Annotated in this window: 22 protein-coding genes and 1 riboswitch; of the genes, 8 read left to right on the plus strand and 14 right to left on the minus strand. The window is 68.9% G+C overall.

The window, feature by feature from the left end:
* Positions 1–179: 179 nt before the first annotated feature.
* Complete coding sequence (locus ACWFR3_RS24690) at positions 180–1,202, minus strand: ribonucleotide-diphosphate reductase subunit beta (RefSeq protein ID WP_453736790.1); 1,023 nt, start codon at positions 1,200–1,202, stop codon at positions 180–182.
* Positions 1,202–3,601, minus strand: a complete 2,400-nt coding sequence (locus tag ACWFR3_RS24695) for a ribonucleoside-diphosphate reductase subunit alpha (RefSeq protein WP_453736791.1) — start codon at positions 3,599–3,601, stop codon at positions 1,202–1,204. The genes ACWFR3_RS24690 and ACWFR3_RS24695 overlap by 1 nt, the downstream gene beginning before the upstream one ends.
* A gap of 136 nt (positions 3,602–3,737) precedes the next feature.
* Positions 3,738–3,861, minus strand: a riboswitch (cobalamin riboswitch).
* Between the two features lie 100 nt (positions 3,862–3,961).
* On the opposite strand from ACWFR3_RS24695, the gene ACWFR3_RS24700 reads away from it, so the two are divergent.
* Positions 3,962–4,702 carry a hypothetical protein gene (locus ACWFR3_RS24700; RefSeq protein ID WP_453736792.1) on the plus strand — a complete coding sequence of 247 codons (741 nt, stop codon included), beginning with the start codon at positions 3,962–3,964 and terminating at the stop codon, positions 4,700–4,702.
* Between the two features lie 117 nt (positions 4,703–4,819).
* On the opposite strand, the gene mctP is transcribed toward ACWFR3_RS24700, so the two are convergent.
* The 5 genes from mctP to ACWFR3_RS24725 form a co-directional block, all read right to left on the minus strand.
* Entirely contained in the window at positions 4,820–6,466 is a 1,647-nt protein-coding gene (mctP, locus tag ACWFR3_RS24705) for a monocarboxylate uptake permease MctP (RefSeq protein ID WP_453736793.1), read from the minus strand.
* Entirely contained in the window at positions 6,463–6,732 is a 270-nt protein-coding gene (locus tag ACWFR3_RS24710; RefSeq protein WP_453736794.1) for a DUF3311 domain-containing protein, read from the minus strand. The genes mctP and ACWFR3_RS24710 overlap by 4 nt, the downstream gene beginning before the upstream one ends.
* Positions 6,733–6,842: 110 nt before the next feature.
* Positions 6,843–7,040, minus strand: a complete 198-nt coding sequence (locus ACWFR3_RS24715) for a YbdD/YjiX family protein (RefSeq protein ID WP_361181582.1) — start codon at positions 7,038–7,040, stop codon at positions 6,843–6,845.
* Positions 7,037–9,184, minus strand: coding sequence for a carbon starvation CstA family protein (locus tag ACWFR3_RS24720; RefSeq protein ID WP_453736795.1), 2,148 nt, complete (start codon positions 9,182–9,184; stop codon positions 7,037–7,039). Before ACWFR3_RS24720 ends, ACWFR3_RS24715 begins: the two co-directional genes overlap by 4 nt.
* 82 nt (positions 9,185–9,266) lie before the next feature.
* Complete coding sequence (locus ACWFR3_RS24725) at positions 9,267–10,040, minus strand: GntR family transcriptional regulator (protein WP_453736839.1); 774 nt, start codon at positions 10,038–10,040, stop codon at positions 9,267–9,269.
* A 286-nt stretch (positions 10,041–10,326) separates the two neighbouring features.
* Between ACWFR3_RS24725 and ACWFR3_RS24730 the strand changes: the two genes are divergently transcribed.
* The 4 genes from ACWFR3_RS24730 to ACWFR3_RS24745 all read left to right on the plus strand — a co-directional run bounded on the left by ACWFR3_RS24730 (position 10,327) and on the right by ACWFR3_RS24745 (position 15,026).
* Positions 10,327–11,601, plus strand: a complete 1,275-nt coding sequence (locus tag ACWFR3_RS24730; RefSeq protein ID WP_453736796.1) for an extracellular solute-binding protein — start codon at positions 10,327–10,329, stop codon at positions 11,599–11,601.
* Positions 11,602–11,708: 107 nt separating this feature from the next.
* Positions 11,709–12,689, plus strand: a complete 981-nt coding sequence (locus ACWFR3_RS24735; RefSeq protein ID WP_453736797.1) for a carbohydrate ABC transporter permease — start codon at positions 11,709–11,711, stop codon at positions 12,687–12,689.
* Between the two features lie 29 nt (positions 12,690–12,718).
* On the plus strand, positions 12,719–13,525 hold the full coding sequence (locus ACWFR3_RS24740; RefSeq protein WP_453736840.1) for a carbohydrate ABC transporter permease: 807 nt from the start codon (positions 12,719–12,721) through the stop codon (positions 13,523–13,525).
* A 7-nt stretch (positions 13,526–13,532) separates the two neighbouring features.
* Positions 13,533–15,026 carry a glycoside hydrolase family 3 protein gene (locus ACWFR3_RS24745; protein ID WP_453736798.1) on the plus strand — a complete coding sequence of 498 codons (1,494 nt, stop codon included), beginning with the start codon at positions 13,533–13,535 and terminating at the stop codon, positions 15,024–15,026.
* A gap of 141 nt (positions 15,027–15,167) precedes the next feature.
* On the opposite strand, the gene nagB is transcribed toward ACWFR3_RS24745, so the two are convergent.
* Positions 15,168–15,953, minus strand: coding sequence for a glucosamine-6-phosphate deaminase (gene nagB, locus ACWFR3_RS24750; RefSeq protein ID WP_453736841.1), 786 nt, complete (start codon positions 15,951–15,953; stop codon positions 15,168–15,170).
* A 416-nt stretch (positions 15,954–16,369) separates the two neighbouring features.
* Between nagB and ACWFR3_RS24755 the strand changes: the two genes are divergently transcribed.
* Positions 16,370–17,836 carry a sensor histidine kinase gene (locus ACWFR3_RS24755; protein ID WP_453736842.1) on the plus strand — a complete coding sequence of 489 codons (1,467 nt, stop codon included), beginning with the start codon at positions 16,370–16,372 and terminating at the stop codon, positions 17,834–17,836.
* Between the two features lie 216 nt (positions 17,837–18,052).
* Here ACWFR3_RS24755 and ACWFR3_RS24760 read toward each other — a convergent pair whose 3' ends face one another.
* Positions 18,053–18,310, minus strand: coding sequence for a WhiB family transcriptional regulator (locus tag ACWFR3_RS24760; RefSeq protein ID WP_016639615.1), 258 nt, complete (start codon positions 18,308–18,310; stop codon positions 18,053–18,055).
* Positions 18,311–18,628: 318 nt separating this feature from the next.
* Positions 18,629–19,597, minus strand: coding sequence for a diacylglycerol/lipid kinase family protein (locus ACWFR3_RS24765; protein WP_453736799.1), 969 nt, complete (start codon positions 19,595–19,597; stop codon positions 18,629–18,631).
* Positions 19,598–19,689: 92 nt separating this feature from the next.
* Between ACWFR3_RS24765 and ACWFR3_RS24770 the strand changes: the two genes are divergently transcribed.
* Positions 19,690–20,142, plus strand: coding sequence for a hypothetical protein (locus tag ACWFR3_RS24770; RefSeq protein ID WP_453736800.1), 453 nt, complete (start codon positions 19,690–19,692; stop codon positions 20,140–20,142).
* 64 nt (positions 20,143–20,206) lie between these two features.
* On the opposite strand, the gene ACWFR3_RS24775 is transcribed toward ACWFR3_RS24770, so the two are convergent.
* The 3 genes from ACWFR3_RS24775 to ACWFR3_RS24785 all read right to left on the minus strand — a co-directional run bounded on the left by ACWFR3_RS24775 (position 20,207) and on the right by ACWFR3_RS24785 (position 22,189).
* Positions 20,207–21,271 (minus strand): RNA polymerase sigma factor SigF, encoded by a 1,065-nt coding sequence (locus ACWFR3_RS24775; RefSeq protein WP_453736801.1) that lies wholly within the window; start codon positions 21,269–21,271, stop codon positions 20,207–20,209.
* A complete protein-coding gene (locus ACWFR3_RS24780; RefSeq protein WP_135332116.1) occupies positions 21,268–21,681 on the minus strand; it encodes an ATP-binding protein in 414 nt (137 codons plus the stop codon). The genes ACWFR3_RS24775 and ACWFR3_RS24780 overlap by 4 nt, the downstream gene beginning before the upstream one ends.
* Positions 21,682–21,928: 247 nt before the next feature.
* On the minus strand, positions 21,929–22,189 hold the full coding sequence (locus ACWFR3_RS24785) for a UBP-type zinc finger domain-containing protein (RefSeq protein WP_453736802.1): 261 nt from the start codon (positions 22,187–22,189) through the stop codon (positions 21,929–21,931).
* Positions 22,190–22,235: 46 nt separating this feature from the next.
* On the opposite strand from ACWFR3_RS24785, the gene ACWFR3_RS24790 reads away from it, so the two are divergent.
* Complete coding sequence (locus ACWFR3_RS24790; protein ID WP_453736803.1) at positions 22,236–23,834, plus strand: Na+/H+ antiporter; 1,599 nt, start codon at positions 22,236–22,238, stop codon at positions 23,832–23,834.
* Here the strand turns inward: ACWFR3_RS24790 and ACWFR3_RS24795 are convergent.
* The gene (locus ACWFR3_RS24795) at positions 23,813–24,760 is read right to left on the minus strand and encodes a 1-aminocyclopropane-1-carboxylate deaminase/D-cysteine desulfhydrase (RefSeq protein WP_453736843.1); all 948 of its coding nucleotides are present in this window, start codon (positions 24,758–24,760) and stop codon (positions 23,813–23,815) included. The genes ACWFR3_RS24790 and ACWFR3_RS24795 overlap by 22 nt on opposite strands.
* Positions 24,761–24,772 lie beyond the last annotated feature (12 nt).

Raw genomic sequence — 24,772 nt, forward strand, 5'->3', positions numbered from 1 at the left:
TGACGCGCCGGCCCGGCGCGCAGGACAGTAAGGACATGAACGCAATCCTCGATTACGCGACCGTCCTGACCGTCCTCCTTCTCCTGGCCGCACCCGGGCTCGTCGGGTACGTCCACGACCGCCGGATCGACCGCGAGCTGCGGGAGGCGGCGTCCGCCGCCCCCCGCGGCCCGGTGGGGCTAGAACTCGTCGTCGAAGGAGACCGAACCCTCGACCGCGACCTGGTAGGCCGAAGGACGCCGCTCGAAGAAGTTGGTCAGCTCCTGGACTCCCTGGAGCTCCATGAACGAGAACGGGTTTGAGGAGCCGTAGACCGGCGCGAACCCGAGCCGCTGGAGCCGCTGGTCGGCGACGCACTGCAGGTACTCGCGCATGGAGTCGGTGTTCATGCCGGGCAGGCCCTCACCGCAGAGGTCGCGCGCGAACTGCAGCTCGGCCTCGACGGCCTCCTTGAGCATGTCCGTGACCTGCGTCTGCAGCGCGTCGTCGAAGAGCTCGGGCTCCTCCTTGCGCACGGTGTCCACGACGTCGAAGGCGAAGCTCATGTGCATCGTCTCGTCGCGGAACACCCAGTTCGTGCCGGTCGCCAGGCCGTGCAGCAGGCCGCGCGAGCGGAACCAGTAGACGTAGGCGAAGGCACCGTAGAAGAAGAGGCCCTCGATGCACGCGGCGAAGCAGATCAGGTTGAGCAGGAAACGGCGCCGGTCGGCCTTCGACTCGAGGCGGTCCAGCTTCTCGACCTCGTTGATCCACTTGAAGCAGAACTCCGCCTTCTCCCGGATGGAGGGGATCTCCTCCACCGCGTCGAAGGCCGCCGCGCGGTCCTCCGGGTCGGGCAGGTAGGTGTCGAGCAGCGTCAGATAGAACTGGACGTGCACGGCCTCCTCGAAGAGCTGGCGGCTCAAGTAGAGCCGGGCCTCGGGGGAGTTGATGTGCTTGTAGAGAGTGAGCACGAGGTTGTTGGAGACGATCGAGTCGCCGGTCGCGAAGAACGCGACCAGACGGCCGATCATGTGCTGCTCGCCGGGCGAGAGCTTGGCGAGGTCGGCGACGTCCGAGTGGAGGTCGACCTCCTCGACGGTCCAGGTGTTCTTGATCGCGTCCCGGTAGCGCTCGTAGAAGTCCGGGTAGCGCATGGGACGCAGGGTCAGCTCGAAGCCCGGGTCGAGGAGGTTCTTCTCGGTGTTGGTGGTGGAGCTCATTACTGGCAGGCCTCGCAGGACTCGGGGTTTTCCAGGGAGCAGGCGACGGCGTCTTCGTCGGCCGTGGCCTGCGCGGGTACGGGAACGGGCTCGGCGGCCTGGCCGGCCGCCGCGCGGGCGATCCGGGTCGCCGGGCGCGAACGCAGGTAGTACGTGGTCTTCAGACCCTGCTGCCAGGCGTAGGCGTACATCGAGGAGAGCTTGCCGATGGTCGGCGTCTCCAGGAACAGGTTCAGGGACTGCGCCTGGTCCAGGAACGGCGTGCGCGCGGCGGCCATGTCGATCAGGCCGCGCTGCGGGATCTCCCACGCGGTGCGGTAGAGGTCGCGCACCTCGGCGGGGATCCAGCTGAAGCCCTGCACGGAGCCGTTGGCCTCGCGCAGCGCCTCGCGGGTCTGGGCGTCCCAGACGCCGAGCCGTTTCAGCTCCTGCACCAGGTAGGCGTTGACCTGGAGGAACTCGCCGGACAGCGTCTCGCGCTTGAAGAGGTTGGAGACCTGCGGCTCGATGCACTCGTAGACGCCCGCGATGGACGCGATGGTGGCGGTCGGCGCGATGGCGAGCAGGAGCGAGTTGCGCATGCCGGTGACGGCGATACGTTCCCGCAGCGCGGCCCAGCGCTCCGGCCAGGTCAGCTCGACGCCGTAGTGGTCGGGGTGCAGGACGCCGCGCGCGGTGCGGGTCTTCTCCCAGGCGGGGACGGGGCCGTTGCGCTCGGCGAGGTCGGCGGACGCCTCGTACGCGGCGAGCATGATCCGCTCGGCGATGCGCGTCGAGAGGGCGCGCGCGGCGGGGGAGTCGAAGGGCAGCTTCAGCTGGAAGAAGACGTCCTGCAGACCCATGGCGCCCAGGCCCACCGGACGCCAGCGGGCGTTGGAGCGGCCGGCCTGCTCGGTCGGGTAGAAGTTGATGTCGACCACGCGGTCGAGGAAGGTGACGGCGGTGCGGACGGTCTCGTCGAGCCGCTCCCAGTCGATGTCACCGGCGGCCGTGTCCACGAACGCGCCGAGGTTCACCGAGCCCAGGTTGCAGACGGCCGTCTCCCCGTCGTCCGTCACCTCCAGGATCTCCGTGCAGAGGTTGGAGGAGTGGACCGTGTGGCCGGGCTCCGCGGTCTGGTTGGCGGTGCGGTTGGCGGCGTCCTTGAAGGTCATCCAGCCGTTGCCGGTCTGCGCGAGGGTGCGCATCATGCGGCCGTAGAGGTCACGGGCCGGGATGGACTTGCGGGCGAGCCCGGCGGCCTCGGCCTTGCGGTAGGCGGCGTCGAACTGCTCGCCCCACAGGTCGACGAGCTCGGGCACGTCGGCCGGCGAGAACAGCGACCAGTCCTGGTCTGCGGCGACCCGGCGCATGAACTCGTCCGGGATCCAGTGCGCGAGGTTGAGGTTGTGCGTACGCCGCTGGTCCTCACCCGTGTTGTCGCGCAGCTCCAGGAACTCCTCGATGTCGGAGTGCCACGTCTCCAGATAGACCGCGGCGGCGCCCTTGCGACGCCCGCCCTGGTTCACGGCGGCGACCGAGGCGTCCAGGGTCTTGAGGAACGGCACGATGCCGTTGGAGTGCCCGTTCGTGCCGCGGATCAGCGAACCGCGGGCGCGGATGCGGGAGTACGAGAGGCCGATGCCGCCCGCGTGCTTGGAGAGGCGCGCGACCTGGTGGTAGCGGTCGTAGATGGAGTCCAGCTCGTCCAGCGGGGAGTCGAGGAGGTAGCAGGAGGACATCTGCGGGTGGCGGGTGCCGGAGTTGAAGAGCGTCGGCGAGGACGGCAGGTAGTCCAGGCGGCTCATCAGGGCGTACAGGGAGGCGACTTCGTCCACCGAGCGGGTGCTGCCGTCCTCGGCCAGGCCGCTCGCCACGCGCAGCATGAAGTGCTGCGGGGTCTCGATGACGTGCCGGGTGATCGGGTGGCGAAGGAGATAGCGGCTGTGCAGGGTGCGCAGGCCGAAGTAACCGAAGCGGAAGTCGGCGCCGTCCTCGATGGCGGCGTCCACGAGAGAGTCCAGGCGCTGAGCGTGGTCCACGACGAACTCGGCGGTGCGGTCCGCGATCAGGCCCTCGCGATGCCCCACGGCGACCGAGTCGGAGAAGCTGCGCACGCCCTGCGAAGCGGCCTCGTCCCGGATGCTGAGGCTGAGCAGCCTCGCCGCCAGCTGCGAGTACGTGGGGTCCTCGGAGATGAGCCCGGCGGCCGCCTCGGTCGCCAGCTCCCGCAGCTCCGCCAGGTCCGCCCTGGCCGAGCGGCCCCGCAGCGCGGCGGCGGCGACTCTGCCGGGGTCGGCGTCGGGGAGGTCGGCGGTCAGTTCGGTCAGGGTACGCAGCAGCGCGGTTCCCGGGCCGTCGGCGGTCTGCTGACCGTCGGTGGTCTGCGCTGACGCAGGTTCGGCTGGCGCGATGGTCACGGAGCACTCCCTCGCTCGGCTCGGAGCCTTGAGGAGGGGAGGCGTGACACACGGGGGCCGCAACCGGGCACGGCTGCGCTCCGCGTCCACCAGCCCATTCCACGAGGCCCGGACGTCGTCGGCACCCGAACCGGGCGGAACGGGTGCGCTGTCGACAGGTCCTCGGACTCACGGGCACGACAAATGCGTACTCATACACCGTTGCGGGACAGTTCCGGACTTGCACCGGATTCCCCTGCGGCGACAGCGAGCACGAGCATACATCTTGTGCTGGCTCTGAGCGGCAGCCCCATATCTTGTGTCGGTGCGTGTATCGCCTAGGGTGGCGGCCGAACTGAAGGCCGAACAGGGGGAGACGGCGTGCGAGGTCGGGTCGCGGGTTGTGCCGCGCTGTTGATGATGCTGCTCAGCGCGTGCGGTGGCGGTGAGGACCAGGTGAGGAAGGCCGATCCGAAGCCCGTACCGACGCAGAAGCGGACCGGGGCGGTCGGGGTCGACGACAAGGCCGATCCCCGCAAGGTCTTCACGGAGGCCGAACTCAAGGCCGCTCTGCTGCCCGCGAAGGAGGTCGGGCCGAAGGCCAAAGCGTACGACGTCACCACCGGCCTCTCCGGGCTGCATTACGCCGACGGCGACTGGGGCAGCTGCGCTCCCGGCAAGGACGCTCGCGAGGAGTTGGCGCGACTGCGGGGGAACAGCGCGGGCCACACGGTGCGTCCCTTCCCGGGTGCGACCGAGGACAAGGACCCCTTCGTCCACGTGAGCCTGGTCTCGATGCCGGTCGAGCGGGCGCGGCGCCACGTCGAACTGCGCAGGCAGCTCAACGACGCGTGCCCCCGCGTCACCGTCGACACCGAGGGCGCTCCGGTGCAGGAGCACCACACGGTCGGGAAGCTGCCCGACCTCGGCGACGAAGCCATCGTGGAGAGCACGCGGACCACGGGCGGCGACGAGTACGACGGCACCGCGCGCCACAAGGTCGAGGTGCGGGTCGGCGGCGTGCTCGTGCTTGTGGACGCGGGCACCGACAAGGACGTGGCGACCCTCGCGGCGGCCAAGGCGGCCGCACATGTCCGAACGGATCTCTACAAGACCTCGTGACGCCGCACGGACGACGAGGGGCCGCCGCACGCACGACGACGGGCCGCCGGATTGCTCCGGCGGCCCGTCGGCGTGTGCGTACGTACGCAAGTCGTGTGCGTACGTACACGAGAAGGCTCAGTGCCCGCCCGGCGCCCCCGCCGTGGCCGGCGGCAGTTCCTCGACGACGCCGGGGTCGCCGACGTCCGCCGTGTAGTCGCCCGGAGAGGTCTCGTCGATGCCGTCAGGGGCCTTCATGGCGCGCAGGACGAAGGTGAGGACCACGGTGACCACCACGTTCAGGACGAACGCCGTGAGGCCGATGTAGCCGATCTCGCCGATGCCGGGGATCTCCTTGGACGAGCCGCCGAAGTGCTTCTGCGTCGGCGAGGCGACGCCGTACGCGGCGACCGTTCCGTAGACCATGCCGACCGCCCAGCCCGCGAGCAGCGCCCAGCGGTGGAACCACCGCGTGAACAGGCCGCCGACCAGTGCGGGCATGGTCTGCAGGATCCAGATGCCGCCCAGGAGCTGGAAGTTGATCGCGACCGTCTTGTCCATGGTGAGGACGAAGGCGAGCGCGCCCACCTTCACCAGGAGCGAGACCAGCTTGGAGACCTTGGTCTCCTGCTCGGGCGTCGCGTCCGGCTTGAGGAAGTCCTTGTAGATGTTCCTGGTGAAGAGGTTCGCGGCCGCGATCGACATGATGGCGGCGGGCACGAGCGCGCCGATACCGATGGCGGCGAACGCGACGCCGGTGAACCAGTCGGGGAACATGTTCTCGAACAGCTGCGGGATCGCCAGCTGGCCGTTCTCCACCTTGACCCCGGCCGCGATCGCCATGAAGCCGAGCAGCGCGAGCAGGCCCAGCATCAGCGAGTAGAGCGGCAGGATCGTGGTGTTGCGGCGGATCACGTTGCGGCTCTTGGAGGAGAGCGTCGCCGTGATCGAGTGCGGGTACATGAACAGGGCGAGCGCGGAGCCGAGCGCGAGCGTGGCGTAGGTCCACTGCCCGGTGTGCCCGGGCGCGAGGCCCGCGACGGGCTTGCCCGCCGCCTCGTTGGCCGCGGAGAACTTGTCGTTCGCCGCCGAGAAGATCGCGTCGAAACCGCCGAGCTTGATCGGGATGTAGATGATCGCGACGGCGATGACGAGGTAGATCAGGCCGTCCTTCACGAACGCGATCAGCGCGGGGGCGCGCAGACCCGACGAGTACGTGTACGCGGCGAGCACCGCGAACGCGATCAGGAGCGGCAGGTCCTTGATGAACCAGTTCGTGTCGGGGCCGCCGCCGACGCCCATCACGTCGAGCACGGCCTGGATGCCGACCAGCTGGAGCGCGATGTACGGCATCGTGGCGAGGATGCCGGTGACCGCGACGGCGAGGGAGAGCCCCTTGGAGCCGAAGCGCCCGCGCACGAAGTCCGAGGTGGTCACGTATCCGTGCTTGTGCGAGACGGACCACAGGCGCGGCAGGAAGGTGAAGATCAGCGGGTACACGAGGATCGTGTACGGCACGGCGAAGAAGCCGGCCGCGCCCGCCGCGTAGATCGCCGCCGGGACGGCCACGAACGTATAGGCCGTGTAGAGGTCGCCGCCGAGCAGGAACCACGTGACCCAGGTGCCGAACGACCGGCCGCCCAGGCCCCACTCGTCCAGGCTCTCGGTCTCGGCCTTGCGCCAGCGCGCGGCCAGGAAGCCCATCGCCGTGACGGCGACGAAGAAGAAGATGAAGACGGCGAGGGCGATGCCGTTGACGCCGCCCTCCGCTGCGAGCTCGGTCATCGGGTCGCACCCCCCTGGGCCTGCTCGGCCTTGCGGGCGCGCTGGTCACGCTGCCACAGCTTGTAAGCGATCATGGTGAGAGCGGTGGAGACGAGCACCCACAGCATCTGGTACCAGTAGAAGAACGGGATGCCGATGAAGGTCGGGTCGACCTTCGCGTAGGAGCTCACCCAGAGCATCGCCACGAACGGCGCGACGAGACAGAGGGCAATGACCACGCGGACCGGCGTGACCACCGGTCTGCTCACTTCAGGCGCATCTGACACTTCGCGGCTCCGCTCCCTCGCTTATCCCACCTTTAACGTGCGGGAAATCTAAGCGAGAGTGTTGATCTATGGAACCCCCGTCCGGATACCGGACGCGCTCGAAGTGCCGCTCAGCAGCAGCGGAAACCCTGTCGCGGGTCCGCCTCCTGCTGATCCGTCCGCATACGCTCGAACTCCCTCCGAGAAGGGACGGATGCCCCCGGATGCGTCTTCCGCGTATGGGCGACATAACGGTCGTACGCGGACTCGTCGGTCAACTCCCGCGCGTACCAGCGCACCCAGCGCAGCCCGCGCAGGACCCACGTCATGACGGGACCCGCGCATCGTCGGAAGCCTTCGCCGCCGCCAGTTCCGCCTTCTCCTCCGGGGTCGCGATGAGCCCGGCCGGTGCGACCACCTTCGACTCGACGTACTCCGCCTCGCTCAGCTTCGACGCCTGCGGGTTGCGGACGTGCTTCACGCAGATGCGGGCCGCGTCGGCGATCACGATGACGATGAGCAGGGCGAGGGCGGCCGAGAGGACGCCGTCCACCGTGGAGTTGGTGACGACGGTGTGCATGTCGTCCATGGTCTTGGCGGGCGGCAGGATCTTCCCGTCGTCGATCGCGTCCTGGTAGATCGAACGCTGCTTGAAGAAACCGACGCGTGGATCGCTGGAGAACACCTTCTGCCAGCTCGCGGTCAGGGTCACCGTGGCGTCCCAGGCCAGCGGAATCCCGGTGATCCAGGCCCACTTGAGGCGCCCCGACTTCACCAGGAGCGTCGTGCAGACGGCGAGCGCGACCGCGGCGAGGAGCTGATTGGAGATGCCGAAGATCGGGAAGAGCTGGTTGATCCCGCCGAGCGGCTCGTGCACGCCCACCCACAGGAAGTAGCCCCACAGGCCGGTGACGACGGCGCTGGTGATGATGAGCCCGGGCTTCCAGCTGACCTTCTTGAACGGCTTGTAGACGTTGCCGAGCATGTCCTGCAGCATGAAGCGGCCCACCCGGGTGCCCGCGTCGAGCGCGGTGAGGATGAACAGCGCCTCAAACATGATCGCGAAGTGGTACCAGAACGCCTTCATGGAGTCGCCGGTGACCTTCGAGAAGATCTCGGAGACGCCGACCGCGAGGGTGGGCGCGCCGCCGGTGCGCGAGAGCAGCGAGGATTCCTCGACGTTCTTGGCGGCCTGCGCCAGGTCCTCGGGCGAGATGGAGTACCCGAGGCCGGCGACGGCCTGGGAGGCGGCCTGGACGTTGTCCCCGATGACGCCGGCCGGCGCGTTCATCGCGAAGTACAGGCCCGGGTCGACGATGCTCGCCGCGACGAGCGCCATGACCGCGACCGACGACTCCATCAGCATGGAGCCGTAGCCGATCATCCGGATCTGCGTCTCCTTCTGGACCATCTTCGGCGTCGTGCCCGAGGAGATCAGCGCGTGGAAGCCGGACAGAGCCCCGCAGGCGATGGTGATGAAGACGAACGGGAAGAGCGACCCGGCGAAGACGGGCCCGTCGCCGCGCGAGGCGAAGTCGGTCACCGGGTCCATCTTCAGCGTCGGCAGCGTGAAGACGACGCCGAGCGCGAGCAGCAGGATCGTGCCGATCTTCATGAACGTGGAGAGGTAGTCGCGCGGCGCGAGCAGCATCCACACCGGCAGGATCGAGGCGACGAATCCGTACGCCACCAGCCAGATGACCAGCGTCGAGGGCGCCAGAGTGAACGTATCCGCGAGGGAGGATTCGGCGACCCAGCGCCCGGCTACGAGCGCGATCAGGAGCAGCGTGATCCCGATCAGGGAGACCTCGCTGACCCGCCCCGGCCGCAGGACGCGCAGGTAGAAGCCCATGAACAGCGCGATCGGAATGGTCATCGCGATGGAGAAGGTGCCCCACGGCGAGTCCGCGAGCGCGTTCACGACGACGAGTGCGAGCACCCCGAGCAGGACGATCATGATGGCGAACGCGGCGAGCAGCGCGGCGGCCCCGCCGAAGGGACCGATCTCCTCGCGTGCCATCTGGCCGAGCGACTTGCCGTCGCGCCGCGTGGAGAAGAAGAGGACGACCATGTCCTGCACGGCGCCCGCGAAGATCACGCCGACGATGATCCAGATCGTGCCCGGCAGATAACCCATCTGCGCGGCCAGTACGGGCCCCACCAGCGGCCCCGCGCCCGCGATCGCCGCGAAGTGGTGGCCGAGCAGGACGCGGCGGTCGGTCGGGTGGAAGTCGATGCCGTTGTTCAGGCGCTCGGCCGGAGTGGCCCGATTCTTGTCGACCTTCAGGACGCGGTTGACGATGAATTTGGAGTAGAAGCGATAGGCGATGGCGTACGAGCCGAGGGCCGCGGCCACCATCCAGGCCGCAGACACCTCCTCGTCCCGCGAGAGCGCAAGGACGGTCCAGCCCGCGGCGCCCACAAGGGCGACGAGGGTCCAGATGACAATGGATCGGGGATTCGCTGTGCGCACCGGGTCGTCCTCCCGTTCATCATGCGATGACGGGAGGAACGTAGAGCAGCACGGTTACCCGGCGCCAGACCCCGTACGCGGGTCAGTCGGTGGGGCGCTTGAGGCGTGCCACGAATTTGTAGCGGTCGCCGCGGTAGACCGAGCGGACCCATTCCACCGGCTGACCTCCGCCGTCCAGGGAGTGCCGCGACAGGAGCAGCATCGGCAGGCCCACGTCCGTACCGAGCAGACCGGCCTCGCGGGGAGTGGCGAGCGAGGTCTCGATCGTCTCCTCGGCCTCCGCGAGATGGACGTCGTAGACCTCGGCGAGTGCGGTGTAGAGCGAGGTGTACTTGACCAGGGAGCGGCGCAGGGCGGGAAAGCGTTTCGCCGAGAGGTGCGTCGTCTCGATGGCCATGGCCTCGCCGTTGGCGAGGCGCAGCCGCTCGATCCTGAGCACCCGGCCGCCCGCGCTTATGTCGAGCAGCCCGGCGAGGGTGTCGTCGGCGGTGATGTAGCCGATGTCCAGGAGCTGCGAGGTGGGTTCGAGGCCCTGGGCCCGCATGTCCTCGGTGTACGAGGTCAGTTGCAGGGCCTGGGAGACCTTGGGCTTGGCCACGAAGGTGCCCTTGCCCTGGATACGCTCCAGGCGGCCCTCGACGACCAGCTCCTGCAGGGCCTGGCGCACCGTCGTGCGCGAGGTGTCGAACTCGGCGGCCAGCGTGCGCTCCGGGGGGACCGGGGTGCCGGGCGGCAGCGTCTCCGTCATGTCGAGCAAGTGCCGCTTCAGGCGGTAGTACTTGGGCACGCGGGCGGTGCGGCCGACTCCGGTGGCCGCGCCGGTCTCAGTTCCCGTACTCACCGCATCGGTGCCCATGGCTTGCCTTCCCGGCTCCTGTGCTGCTGCCGTCACCGGCTCCTCCGTCTGTCGCGGCTCACATGGTGGCACGTACCGGGCTGAGCAGGATGTGCCCGCTCAGGTGTCGGTCCGATAACGGACCTGACAGCCCTTCTTATACACCCTTGACACCCCTAAAGGTCTAGGCCAAGCTCCCCGTACTGGTCTACACCATTAAAGACCAGGTTCCAGTCCCACGGGCAGATCTCGGTCCATTTGGTCGCTGCGGGTGGGGGGTTGACTGGCATCCCTTGAGGAGGGTGACGTGAAGCGCAAGCTCATAGCGGCCATCGGTGTCGCGGGCATGTTGGTCTCGATCGCGGCCTGTGGCGGCGACGACGGCGGTGACAAGAAGGCCGGAGCGGACGGCTTCAAGGGGGAGACCCTGACGCTCTGGGCGATGGACGGCTCCACGCCCGACGGCTGGACCAAGGACGTCAAGGCCGCCTTCGAGAAGAAGACCGGCGCCAAGCTGAAGCTCGAAGTCCAGCAGTGGAACGGCATCCAGCAGAAGCTGACCACGGCCCTCTCCGAGGAGAACCCGCCGGACGTCTTCGAGATCGGCAACACCCAGACCGCCGCGTACGCCAAGACCGGCGGCCTCGCCGACCTGAGCGACCTGAAGAAGGGGCTCGGCGCCGACTGGACCGAGTCGATCAACACCTCCTCGGTCGTGGACGGCAAGCAGTACGCCGCCCCGTGGTTCGTCCTGAACCGCGTCGTGATCTACAACAAGAAGGTCTGGGCCGACGCCGGCATCAAGGAGACCCCCAAGACCCGCGCCGAGTTCCTCAAGGACCTCAAGACGATCGGCTCCAAGACCGAAGCCGAGCCGATCTACCTGCCGGGCCAGAACTGGTACCACTTCGTCGGCCTGACCATCGGTGAGGGCGCCGAGCTCGTCAAGAAGGACGGCGACAAGTACGTCTCCAACCTGACCGACCCCAAGGTCGCCAAGGCCATGAAGACGTACAAGCAGTTCGCGGACCTCTCCAAGGCCCCCAAGAACAAGGACGAGGCCACCCCGCAGCAGGCCGAGGTCTTCGCCAAGGGCAAGACCGGCGCCTTCATCGGCATGAGCTGGGAAGCCGCGACCGCGATCAAGGCCAACCCGAAGATCGAGAAGGACATCGGTTACTTCACGATCCCCGGCGCCACCGCCGCCAAGCCCGAGGGCGTCTTCCTCGGCGGCTCGAACCTCGCCGTCGCCGCGACCAGCAAGAAGCAGGAGCTGGCCAAGGAGTTCCTGAAGATCGCGCTGTCGGACAAGTACGAGGGCGCGCTCGCCAAGGAGAGCGGCGTCCTGCCGAACAAGGACTCGCTGCAGTCCAACCTCAAGGGCAACGCGGCCGCCGAGGCCATGGCACCCGCCACCGCCGGCGGCGGCATCACCCCGCTGATCCCGGAGTGGGCCGCGGTGGAGAACCCGCCGAACCCGATCAAGAACTACATGACCGCGGTGCTGAACGGTAAGTCGAACGACGAAGCCGCCAAGCAGGTCGAGGGCGAGTTCAACAAGCGCCTGTCGCAGAAGCAGTAAGGACGCGCTTTCGCCGGGGACTTCGGGCCCGGGGTGTCATCCGCCCCCGGGCCCGCTGCCCCGGCTCAGCGCTGCGTTCCGCGATGCCCACGAAAGAGATGGCAAGCATGACCGTGCAGACCGAACGGCCGCCCTCCGGCCCGACGGAGGATCTGAAATCGGACAGAAAGCCGGCGGATCCGGGTAAGCCCCGCACGCGGGGCCGGTCGCTCGGGCCCTATCTGCTACTGCTTCCCGCAGTCGCGGCCACCCTGGTGTTCCTCGGCTGGCCGCTGGTCAACAACGGGATGCTGTCGTTCCAGAACCTCAACATGAGGCAGTTCATCCTCCACCTCACGGAGTGGAACGGGATCGACAACTTCAAGGAGGTCCTCAGCGGCGAGGACTTCTGGCGGGTCACCGGCCGCTCGATCGCGTTCACCGCGGCCAACGTCGTACTGATCATGCTGCTCGGCACCCTGGTCGGCCTGCTGCTCGCACGGCTCGGCAAGCGGATGCGGACGATGCTCCTGGTCGGGCTCGTGCTCGCCTGGGCGATGCCGGTCATCGCGGCGACGACCGTCTACCAGTGGCTCTTCGCCCAGCGCTTCGGCGTCGTCAACTGGGTCCTCGACAAGGCCGGCTGGCACTCGATGGCCGACTTCGACTGGATGGGCAGCCAGTACTCCACGTTCTTCGTGGTCCTGGTCCTGATCGTCTGGCAGTCGATCCCCTTCGTGGCGATCAACCTGTACGCCGCGACGACGACGATCCCCAAGGAGCTCTACGAGGCCGCGTCGCTCGACGGCGCAGGCGCCTGGAAGCGCTTCACGAACGTCACGCTGCCCTACCTGCGGCCCTTCCTCTACGCGACGACGTTCCTGGAGATCATCTGGGTCTTCAAGGCGTTCGCCCAGGTCTTCGCGCTCAACGAGGGCGGCCCCGACCGGCTCACCGAGATCCTGCCCGTCTACGCCTACATCGAGGGCATGGGCAACCAGCACTTCGGCATGGGTGCGGCGATCGCGCTGCTGACCATCGTCATCCTGCTGGCCCTGACTTCCTTCTACCTGCGGATCGTGCTCAAGCAAGAGGAGGACGAGCTGTGAACGGCACCGCATCGTCGAGGTTCCGCCGCATCTGGCCCAACGTCGTGGCCGTCGTACTCTTCATCGGCTTCGTCTTCCCGGTCTACTGGATGTTCGCCACGGCCTTCAAGCCGACCGGCGACATCATCAGCGAGGACCCGGTGTGGTTCCCGACCAACGCGACGTTCGAGCACTTCAAGACGGCCGTCGAGGCCGACCACTTCTGGACGATGGTCGGCAACTCCCTCACCGTCACGGTGCTCGCCGTGCTCTTCTCGCTGATCATCGGCCTGGCGTCGGCGTTCGCGCTCGCCCGGATGCGCTTCAAGGGCCGCAAGGGCTTCATCATCGGCTTCATGCTGGCCCAGATGGCTCCCTGGGAAGTCATGGTCATCGCGATCTACATCATCGTGCGCGACGCCGACATGCTGAACAGCCTGGTTCCGCTCACCCTCTTCTACATGGTGATGATCCTGCCCTTCACGCTCCTGACGCTGCGCGGCTTCGTCGCCGCGGTGCCGCGCGAGCTCGAGGAGTCGGCGATGGTCGACGGCTGTTCCCGGATGCAGGCGTTCCGCCGGGTGATCCTGCCGCTGCTCGCGCCGGGCCTGATGTCCACCTCGCTCTTCGGCTTCATCACCGCCTGGAACGAATTCCCGCTCGTCCTTGTCCTCAACAAGGAGGCGGAGGCCAAGACGCTTCCGGTGTGGCTTTCCGGCTTCCAGTCCGTCTACGGCGACGACTGGGGCGCCACCATGGCCGCCGCCTCGCTCTTCGCCATCCCGATCCTCGTCCTCTTCGTCTTCCTGCAGCGCAGGGCCGTCAGCGGTCTGACCGACGGCGCCGTGAAGGGATAACCGCCATATGACGACACTCACCAGCCCCACCGACACCCTGACCCGCGACGCCCTGACCGTCCTGCAGCCCGGCTTCGTCGGGACCAGCGCGCCGGACTGGCTGCTCCGCAGGATCGGCGAGGGCCTCGCCTCGGTCGGCCTGTTCGGCCGCAACATCGCCTCGCCCGAACAACTGGCCGCCCTTACGGCGCAGCTGCGGGCCGAGCGCGACGACGTCCTGGTCGCCATCGACGAGGAGGGCGGTGACGTGACCCGCCTGGAGGTCCGCTCCGGCTCCTCCTTCCCCGGCAACCACGCGCTCGGCGCGGTCGACGACACGGAGCTCACCCGTGACGTGGCCGCCGAGCTGGGCCGCCGGCTCGCCGCGTGCGGCGTCAACCTCAACTGGGCGCCGTCCGCCGACGTCAACTCCAACCCGGACAACCCCGTCATCGGCGTACGGTCCTTCGGCTCGGACCCGCTCCTGGTGGCCCGGCACACCGCCGCGTACGTGGAGGGGCTGCAGTCCGCGGGCGTCGCCGCCTGCACCAAGCACTTCCCGGGCCACGGCGACACCGCGGTCGACTCGCACCACGACGTGCCGCGCATCGGGGTCGACCCCGAGGTGCTCCGGGCACGTGACCTCGCGCCGTTCCGGGCCGCGATCGCCGCGGGCTCGCGTGCGGTGATGAGCGCGCACATCCTCGTCCCGTCCCTGGACGCGGAGTACCCGGCGACCCTGTCGCGCCGCATCCTGACGGGCATCCTGCGCGAGGAACTGAACTACGACGGCCTGATCGTCACGGACGGCATGGAGATGCAGGCCATCGCCGCCACCTACGGCATCGAGCGCGGCAGCGTCCTCGCGATCGCCGCCGGCGCCGACGCGATCTGCGTGGGCGGCGGCCTCGCGGACGACGACACGGTCCTGCGCCTTCGCGACGCGCTTGTCGGGGCCGTCCGCTCGGGCGAGCTCTCCGAGGAGCGCCTCGCCGACGCGGCCACGCGCGTACGGGCGCTCGCCCACTGGACTTCGGTGTCGGGCGCGGCCGATCGTTCGGGGGGCGCGCCCGGCACCGAAATCGGCCTGGTCGCGGCCCGCCGTGCCCTGACGGTCACCCGCGGCGAGTCCTACACGGCGCCGCTCACCGAAGCCCCCTTCGTCGCCGCCTTCACCCCGATGGCCAACATCGCGGTGGGCGACGAGACCCCGTGGGGCGTGGCCGCCGAGCTGGCACGCCTGCTCCCCGGCACGCAGACGGGCAGCTTCACGGGCGCGGACGCGGGTGCGCTCGCGCTTGCCGAGGCGGGGGAGCGGCGGATGGTGGCCGTCGTCCGCGACGCCCACCGCCACGCGTGGATGGCAGAGGCCCTGACCACACTCCTGTCGGCCCGCCCCGACACGATCGTGGTCGAAATGGGCGTCCCCCAGTCCCCGCCGACGGGCTCCCTCCACATCGCGACACACGGCGCGGCAAGGGTCTGCGGCCTGGCGGCGGCAGAGGTGATCACTACCCGGTAGTCCTGTCTGTGGGCAGGCGTTCCGCAAGGGCGGAACGGGTGGGCACAGACCACCCACCGGCCCGCACACAAGCAACAAACAGCAAGGTGCCGGGCATCCCCAGCAATGGGGGTGCCCGGCACCTTTGTCCGACGCAGAGCCTTACAGCCCCTGCCAATCAGGCTTCGCGGCGTACGTCGCCCGGAAGTACTCCCCAAGCTTCAGCTTGGAGGCAGCCGCCTCGTCCACGACGACAGTCGCATGCGGATGCAACTGCAGAGCCGACGCCGGAACCACCGCGGCAACAGGCCCCTCCACCGTCGCGGCCACCGCATCCGCCTTGCCCTCGCCCGTGGCGAGCAGCACCAGATGCCGGGCCTCCAGGATCGTCCCGATCCCCTGGGTGATCACGTGGTGCGGGACCTGCTCGATGTCGCCGTCGAAGAAGCGCGCGTTGTCCACCCGCGTCTGCTCCGTCAGCGTCTTGATGCGCGTACGCGAGGCGAGCGAGGAGCACGGTTCGTTGAACCCGATGTGCCCGTCGGTGCCGATTCCGAGCAGCTGGAGGTCCACGCCGCCGGCCGCCGCGAGCGCCTGGTCGTACGCCTCGCAGGCCGCCTGGACGTCCTTCGCGCTGCCGTCGGGCCCCATGAAGGACTTCTCGCTGAGCCCCAGCGGCTCGACGACCTCGCGCAGCACCACGGAGCGGTAGGACTCGGGGTGGCCCGCGGGCAGTCCGACGTACTCGTCGAGCTGGCAGATCCGCGCCCGCGACGCGTCCACGGCACCGGAGCCGACCTTGGCGGCGAGGGCTTCGTAGATGGGCAGCGGGGTGGATCCGGTGGCGACACCGAGCAGGGCGTCAGGCTTACGGCGCACCAGGGCGGCCATGGCCTCCGCGATGAGCTCGCCGCCTGCCTTGGCGTCCGGGACGATGACAACTTCCACGCTGGGCCTGCCGATCTGGAGAGGGGGACTCACGGGTCTGGAGAGGACCCACGGGGGTCAATGTGGTATAGACCAATCTAGCAGAGCTGACCCGCCTGCGCCCGGAGAGAAAAAGAGACAACAACAAACATCTGCCAACGCGTAGACACAGGTGAATGGTCTAGTCCACAATGCGGTGGTAAAGCATCCGCCCTTCCCGCACAGGAGGGCGGACCGAGGAGCCGGCACTCTCTGCCCTGACCGTGTCGGATCCTCCGATCGGCCGTCCGGTACCGCACATTCCGGTGGTCGGTGTTCCTGAAGGGCTGCGGTGCCGTGGGTGGGTTGAGGGTCCCGCCCTGGCGCCGCGGCTCGTCGGGAAATCTCCCGGAGCGGCCCCGCCGGACCTGCCAGGTACGCTCGCACACGTGCCCTCCATGAACGATCTCGTACGCCAGCACACCGCTCTCGGTGACTCCGATCTCGAGTGGCTGCACCTGCTGGTCTCGGAGTGGCAATTGCTCTCCGACCTCTCCTTCGCCGACCTCGTGCTGTGGGTTCCCACCCTCGACGGCACCCGCTATGTCTCCGTGGCGCAGATGCGGCCCAACACCGGCCCCACCTCCTACCAGGACGACATGGTCGGCCACCTCGTCCCGCGCGGCCGTCGCCCGCTGCTCGACGCCGCCCTCGACGAGGGCCGCATCGTGCGCGAGGGCGACCCCGAGTGGCGCGAAGAGGTCCCGGTGCGGGTCGAGTCCATTCCCGTACGCAGGGAAGGGCGCGTCCTGGGTGTCATCGCCCGCAACACGAACCTGCTCACGGTGCGCACCCCCTCACGCCTGGAGCTGACCTACCTCCAGTCGGCGTCCGACCTGGCCCAGATGATCGCCGCAGGATCCTTTCCCTTCCCCGGCCAGCAGGTCGACATGGACGCATCGCCGCGCGTGGGCGACGGCCTGCTCCGCCTCGACGCCGACGGCATCGTCCAGTACGCGTCACCGAACGCGCTCTCCGCGTACCACCGCCTCGGCCTCGCCGCCGACCTGGTCGGTCATCACCTCGGCACGGCGACCGCCGAACTCGCCCCGTCCCGCGGCCCGGTGGACGAGGCGCTCGCCAAGGTCGCGAGCGGCTGGGCGCCCCGCGAGTTCGAGATCGAGGGCGGCGACGGAGTGATCCAGCTGCGCGCGATCCCGCTCAAGCCCAAGGGGCCCCGCATCGGATCGCTCGTACTCCTGCGCGACGTCACGGAACTGCGCCGCCGGGAGCGGGAGTTGATCACCAAGGACGCGACCATCCGGGAGATCCACCACCGGGTGAAGAACAACCTCCAGACGGTGGCCGCCCTTCTGCGCCTGCAGGCACGCCGCATCGACTCCGCCACGGGCCGTGAAGCCCTCGAAGAGGCCGTACGCCGCGTGGGTTCGATCGCGATCGTGCACGAGACGCTCTCCCAGAACCTGGACGAGCGCGTGGAGTTCGACGAGATCGCCGACCGCGTCCTCGCGATGGTCGCGGAGATCTCGCCGGGCAAGGTCACCGGCCGGCGGACCGGACGCTTCGGCATCCTGGACGCCGAGGTCGCGACGCCGCTTTCGATGGTCCTCACGGAAGTGCTGCAGAACGCCCTGGAGCACGGCTTCCAGGAAGGCGACACCGGCACGGTCGAGGTATCCGCCGTACGCGGCGGCACCAGCAAGGACGGCCGGCTCCTCATCACCGTCCAGGACGACGGCGTCGGTCTGCCCGACGGTTTCGATCCGCATCGCTCGGGCAACCTCGGCCTGCAGATCGTCCGCACCCTGGTCGAGGGCGAGATGGGCGGCACGTTCGACATGGTGCGGGCCCCGGAGCGCGGCACGCAGGTCGTCCTCGACATCCCGGTGCGCGGCGACAAGTAGCGCACTCCCACACAGAACTCACACACACGCGTACGGCAGAACTCGCGTACGGAACACCGCATACGCAAAAGCAGTGAGCCCCGGACCGAAGTGGTCCGGGGCTCACTGCTCACGTTGCGTTGCGCATCGGGGGTACTGCGCGGCTGCGGCTCGGGGGCGGGAGATGCGTACTCGCTGTACGCGCCGCCAAGCTCAGGCTCGTAGGGGGCGTGACCGTCAGGCGCTTGCCTGGCGTGCACGGTTGCGAGCGGCGCGGCGCTTCATTGCGCGGCGCTCGTCCTCGCTGAGGCCACCCCAGACGCCGGAGTCCTGGCCGGACTCGAGCGCCCACTGCAGGCACTGCTCCATGACGGGGCAGCGGCGGCAGACGGCCTTGGCTTCCTCGATCTGCAGCAGCGCAGGACCGGTGTTGCCGATGGGGAAGAAGAGCTCGGGGTCTTCCTCGCGGCAAACGGCGTTGTGACGCCAGTCCATGGCTGCTACCTCTCCTTGGTATTACATGCAAGTTGCTTGTGAATGTGAACGCTTTCACGAATCCCTCGACGACGGAAGGGACTTTCGTCACATACGCGACGATGTCCTATGTGTTGAGGAGGGGGTTCTGGCTCTCTGTGGGGCCGATGTTGCGGGCCGTCCCGATCGCCATGTAGAGATTCGCAAACCTCGGCGGCGGATACAACCCCTTCAAGGAAGTTTTTTTTGATTCCTTAGTGTCGGCTGAGTCACAGCCGTACTTCCATGGGGTGGAGCCTGGCCTAAACGTTCGAGTGAAAGGACTTTGGGCCCTTCTACTCACACAATCACACGCAGTGCACGGCGTACGCCTGTGAACGTCACGCTCGTGCGCAGTCCCAGGTGGTCGCCGTCCATCTGGAGGGGCAGCGGCACCTTCGAATGCAAGGTGAAGTCGGTGAGGTCATGGAGCGTAACCGCGTGCTTGCCGTGAGGTCCGCGATCGGGCGTCGAGGTCAGGAGCTGCGTCCCGTACCGGGCCACCGCGCCGGTGGAGAGCTTGCTCAGACCGAGCACGTCGAGGCCCGTGTCGAAGGAGGCCCCCGGGGACGCGTACATCGGGCGATTGCCCAGGTAGGTGTAGGGAGAGGTGTTGCAGACTATGGAGAGCACGAGGTCGGTCACCGGGTCCTCGCCGGCCCGTTCCAGCGTGATCATTCCGTGCCTGCGGTGCGGCTCGTCGAGGAACTGACGGAACACCTGGCGCAAATACAGAGCATGGGTGGACCGCTTCCCGCGCTCCCTCTGTTGTTCGACCCGTCCCACCACTCCCGCGTCGAAACCGAATCCCGCGGCGAAGGTGAACCAGCGCGAGGGGACGGCTTCGTCCTCAGTGCCGGGGGTACCCGACACCTGCCCGAGGCTCACTGTGCGTTCACTTCCCTCACGCAGGGCGTCGAGAAGTGCGCCGGTCGCCTCCACGGCGTCGTTGGGCAGACCGAGGGCGCGCGCGAAGACGTTGGTGGAGCCGCCGGGGACGACGGCGAGGCGGGGCAGCCGGTCCGGATCGGGGCCGTTGTGCAGCAGGCCGTTGACGACCTCGTTGACGGTGCCGTCCCCGCCGAGGGCGACGACGAGCTCGATGTCCTTGCTCTCCGCGGCCTGTCTGCCGAGGTCCCTGGCGTGGCCGCGGTACTCGGTGGTGACCGCCTCGAGTTTCATCTCGCTCGCCAGCGCATGGATCAGTACGTCACGCGTGCGCGCACTGGTGGTGGTTGCCGCCGGGTTGACCACAAGAAGTGCACGCATGCGAAGCAGGGTACCTAGCTGTCTTGAACCGGCCTAGACCGAGGGGTCGGACCGGGGGCCGGAGCGCGGACACGCACGGCTACCCTGCAAGGGTGAGCACTGAGCGGAAACCCACCCCCGAAGCCCCGGAAACAGGCCCGCGTCCCGGACGTCTGACGGCCGCCGCGGCCCTCGCCGCGCTGGAGGGCGTCGCACTCATCGCCGCCGGTGTCTACATGCTCGTCATGGGCCTCGCGGGTGACCCCGACAACCCGGAACAGGCCACGACGGGCGGCGTCACGCTGATCGTCCTCGCGCTGCTGCCGCTGCTCGCCGCCCGCGGTCTCCTGCGCCGCCGCAGCTGGAGCAGGGGGCCCGCCATCATCACGCAGATCATGGCGCTTCCGGTGGCCTGGCAGCTGCTGCAGGCCGACAGCATGGCTATCCCGGCCGGTATCGCGCTCGCCGCCGTCGCGGTGGCCGCGCTCGTCCTGCTGGTCAATCCCGCGACCACCGAGGCTCTGGGCATCCGGGGTCCGGGGAACGCACAGGACGACGTGAAGTAGCCGTCCCGCACGAGACGCCTTGCGAAGCGAAGGAGCAGGCCCGGAGGGGCGGCCTGCTCCTTCGTCACTCCTCGACGAGGAGCTTCTCGCGCAGCTGCGCGAGTGTGCGGGCGAGGAGCCGGGAGACGTGCATCTGGGAGATGCCGACTTCCTGTGCGATCTGCGACTGCGTCATGTTGCCGAAGAACCGCAGCAGCAGGATGCGCTTCTCGCGTGGTGGAAGGTCTTCCAGGAGCGGTTTGAGGGACTCCCTGTACTCGACGCCCTCCAGGGCCTCGTCCTCCGCGCCCAGGGTGTCCGCGACCGCCGGGGACTCGTCGTCCGTGTCCGGGACGTCCAGGGACAGCGTGGAGTAGGCGTTGGCGGACTCCAGGCCCTCCAGGACCTCCTCTTCGGAGATGGCCAGCTTCTCGGCCAGCTCGTGCACCGTGGGGGAGCGGCCGTGCTGCTGGGACAGCTCGGCGGTCGCCGTGGTCAGGGCGAGCCGCAGCTCCTGGAGGCGCCGCGGGACTCTGACCGCCCACCCCTTGTCGCGGAAGTGCCGCTTGATCTCACCGACGACCGTGGGCGTCGCGTACGTGGAGAACTCCACGCCGCGCTCCGGGTCGAACCGGTCCACGGACTTGATCAGGCCGATGGTGGCGACCTGCGTGAGGTCGTCGAGGGGCTCGCCGCGATTGCGGAAGCGGCGGGCCAGGTGCTCGACGAGCGGCAGGTGCATGCGGACCAGCTTGTTGCGCAGCTCCGCGTACGCGGCGCTGCCGCTCTCCAGCGTGCGCAGCTCGATGAACATCGCGCGTGCGCCACTGCGGTCCTGCGGATCGTGCCGGGTGTGCTGACGCTCACCGTGTTCGCTCATGTATCCCGCCCGTTGCGCGCCGCCCCGGGCGGAGGGCTTTGCGCGCTCCTCCCGGGCGGTCGGCTCTGTCTGCTCCGACGCGTCGGCCACGGTCGGCGGACCCGGCTGCTCCGGATCCTCCGGGTGCGGCCTGGCCTGCTGCTCGGGGATGCCCGTGAGCGCCGGCTCCACCGGAGCCCCGCGCCCCCTCATCGGCGTTCCTCCCCGGCCATCGGGCAGATCCCGTGTGCCGCGCTCTTCCTCCCGCACCGGCCCCTCCCCGTCCCTCACGCCGGCCCGGGTCCCGCGCCGCGCTTCTTGTAGAGGCTGATCGAGACGGTGTTGTCCTCGGCCACGGAGGAGTCGACCTGACCCGCGAGGGCGGACAGCACTGTCCAGGCGAAGGTGTCCCGTTCCGGGGCCCGGCCGTCGGTGGTCGGCGCCGAGACGGTCACCTCCAGCGAGTCGTCGACGAGCCGGAAGACGCAGCTGAGCACCGAACCGGGCACGGCCTGCTGGAGCAGGATCGCGCAGGCCTCGTCGACCGCGATGCGCAGGTCCTCGATCTCGTCGAGAGTGAAGTCCAAACGGGCCGCGAGACCGGCCGTGGCCGTACGCAGCACCGACAGGTAGGCACCCGCAGCCGGAAGGCGGACCTCGACGAAGTCCTGATTCCCGGGCTCGCCTGCGATCTGGGACACCCTCACCTCCAAGGTGGTACAAGCACTTTCGGGGCTCCAGGACCGCCGTCCAGCGGCGGTCCGGACTGCGTCACACGGGTAACGCACCACGTAGTTCTGCGGTGACGCTACCGCGCTCCCCAGTTCCGTGTCCCGGGGACCCCGCTCCGTTGCTGTCACTCATAGTAAGCCTAAGGGTACGGAGAGTGGCTAGGGGTCTCACGGTCCCAATTGGAGAGTACGGGCGTCGGGTTGACGTACCCAGGCCTCAGACGATCGAACCGTCCACGAAGCACCAACGCCAGCTCTCGCCCGGTTCGAAGGTCCTCATCACGGCGTGCCCGGTGGCCTTGAAATGCCCCGTCGCGTGCCGGAAAGGCGAGGAGTCGCAGCAGCCCACATGCCCGCAGTCCAGGCAGAGCCGCAGTTGCACCGGGTGACTACCGGCCGCGAGGCACTCGGGGCAGGTCTCGCTCAGCGGCTTGGGCTCAGGGTGCGGCAGCGTTGCCACATGCGGGCACTCGTTCATGATTGCCAGGTTACGACGGGATCGCGTATCGCGGAGGGCCTTACCCATGGACGTACTGCCCCTGGTGGCACTGATCGCGGCGAGTGCCGCGGTGGCCGGAGCCGCGCGCTGGACACCGGTGCCCGCGCCGCTGCTGCTCGTCGCGGTGGGGCTCGGCGCCGCCTACGTGCCGGGGGTGCCGGACTACCACCTGGACCCACACATCGTGCTGCCGTTGATCCTGCCGCCCCTGCTGCACACCGCGGCCCTGGAGAGCTCGTACCTCGATCTGCGGGCCAACATCAGACCCGTGGCGCTGCTCTCGGTCGGGTACACGCTGTTCGCCACCCTCGCCGTCGGCTGGCTCGCGTATCTGCTGATCCCCGACCTGCCGCTGACCGCGGCCCTGGTCCTCGGCGCGGTGATCGCGCCGCCGGACGCGGTGGCGGCCACGGCGATCGCGCGGAAGGTGGGGCTGCCGTCGCGGATCACCACGATCCTGCAGGGCGAGTCCCTGGTGAACGACGCGACCGCGATCACCGCCTACAAGGTCGCCCTGGCGGCGGCGGTCGGCGAGGGCGCGAGCTGGGCGGGCGGGATCAGGGAGTTCCTGGTGGCCGCGGTCGGCGGGGTCGGCGTCGGGCTGATCCTCATGGTGCCGCTGCACTGGCTGCGGCGGCACATGAAGGAGGCGATGCTGCAGAACACCCTCTCCTTGCTGATCCCCTTCGTCGCGTACGCGGCCGCAGAGCAGGTCGGCGCCTCCGGGGTGCTCGCCGTGGTCGTCGTCGCCCTGTTCATCGGGCACCGCTCCTGGGAGGTCGACTTCGAGACGCGGCTCCAGGAGGCCGCCGTGTGGAAGGTGGTCGCGTTCATCCTGGAGTCGGCGGTCTTCGCGCTCATCGGCCTGCAACTGCCGCTCGTGGTCGAGGGCCTCGGCGAGTACAGCGGCGTCCAGGTGACCTGGTACGCCCTGGGCGTCTTCTTCTTCGTCGTCCTCGCGCGCTTCGTCTGGTCGTATCCGGCCACCTATCTGCCGCGGCTGATGTCGAAGCGCATCAAGGCGCGCGAGAGCGACATGGACTGGCGGCGGCCGCTGATCGTCAGCTGGGCCGGGATGCGCGGGGTGGTGTCGCTTGCGATCGCCTTCTCGATCCCGCTCGTCATGGACGACGGCGAGCCGTTCCCCGCGCGCAACCTCGTGCTCTTCCTGACCTTCACCACGGTCATCGGGACGCTGGTCGTGCAAGGGCTCTCGCTGCCGTGGCTCATCCGGGTCCTGAAGCTGCCGGGGCGGGACGCGCAGGCGGAGACGCTTGCGGAGGCGCAGGCGCAGAACGCCGCCTCGCAGGCCGCGGAGCGGCGGGTGGACGAACTCATGGAGGACGAGCGCAACTGCCTTCCACAGCCGCTCCAGGACCGTCTGCGCACCGTCCTGGAACGGCGCCGCAACTCCGTGTGGGAGCGGCTCGGTCAGCCCAACCCGGTGACGGGGGAGTCCGCGGACGACACCTACCGCCGGCTCGCCAGGGAGGCCATCGCCGCGGAGCGGGAGGTGTTCGTGACGATGCGGGACGAGCGGCGCATCGACGACGAGATGATGCGGACGCTGCTGCGGAAGCTGGACCTGGAGGAGGCGGCGGCCTACCGGGAGGTCGAGGACTGAGCCGCGGGAGCCGCCTGCTCCGTCGCGGTGATCACGGCCGTGACCCTGGTGCCCCGGGGAAACGCGCCCTCTTCGGAGAGGGCCGTGAGCGCGTACAGGAGCTTGGCCACGTAGACGCGCTCCACGGAGAGGCCGTGCCGGTCCTCGAAGTCCTCTGCGAACGCGGTGAGTTCGGAGGGCATACGGGCGTAGCCGCCGAAGTGGAAGCGTTCGTCCAGGTGCCAGTTGGCGGTGGGGGCACCGAGGGCCCGCTGTTGCAGCGCCCGTATCTCGCGGCCGAGGAAGCCGCCCTTGAGCACCGGTATGCCCAGTGCCCGCTGGTCCGGGGCCAGGCCCGCCGCCATGCCGGCCAGGGTGCCGCCGGTGCCGCAGGCCACGGCCGCCGTGTCGGTGAGGCCGCGCAACTCCTCGCCCAGGGCCGCGCAGCCCCGTACGGCCAGGGAATTGCTGCCCCCTTCGGGGATGACGTAGGGGTTCTCGGCGCCCGACGCGCGCAGGAGGGCGGCCAGGACCTCCGGGTCGGTCTTCCTGCGGTAGGTCGAGCGGTCGGTGAAGTGCAGGCGCATCCCGTCGGCCGCGCATTGCGCCAGCGACGGGTTCAGGGGGCGCCCGGCGAGTTCGTCGCCGCGGACCACGCCGATGGTGTCCATGCCGAGGAGGCGTCCCGCCGCGGCGGTCGCCCTGAGGTGGTTGGAATAGGCGCCGCCGAAGGTCAGCAGGGCCGTGTGGCCCGCTGCGACGGCGGCGTCCAGGTTCAGGAAGAGCTTGCGGTACTTGTTGCCCGGCAGGTCCGGGTGGATCAGGTCGTCCCGCTTGAGCACGAGAGCGACCCCGTGCCGTGCGAACCGCTCGTCCCGGAGCTCCTGGAGCGGGGACGGGAGCCGCGGGCGCGGAGTGGTCGGCGGGGTGGTGCTCACCCCGCCCATTCTGCCCGCGGC

It is taken from the genome of Streptomyces sp. NPDC055189 (assembly GCF_053606765.1).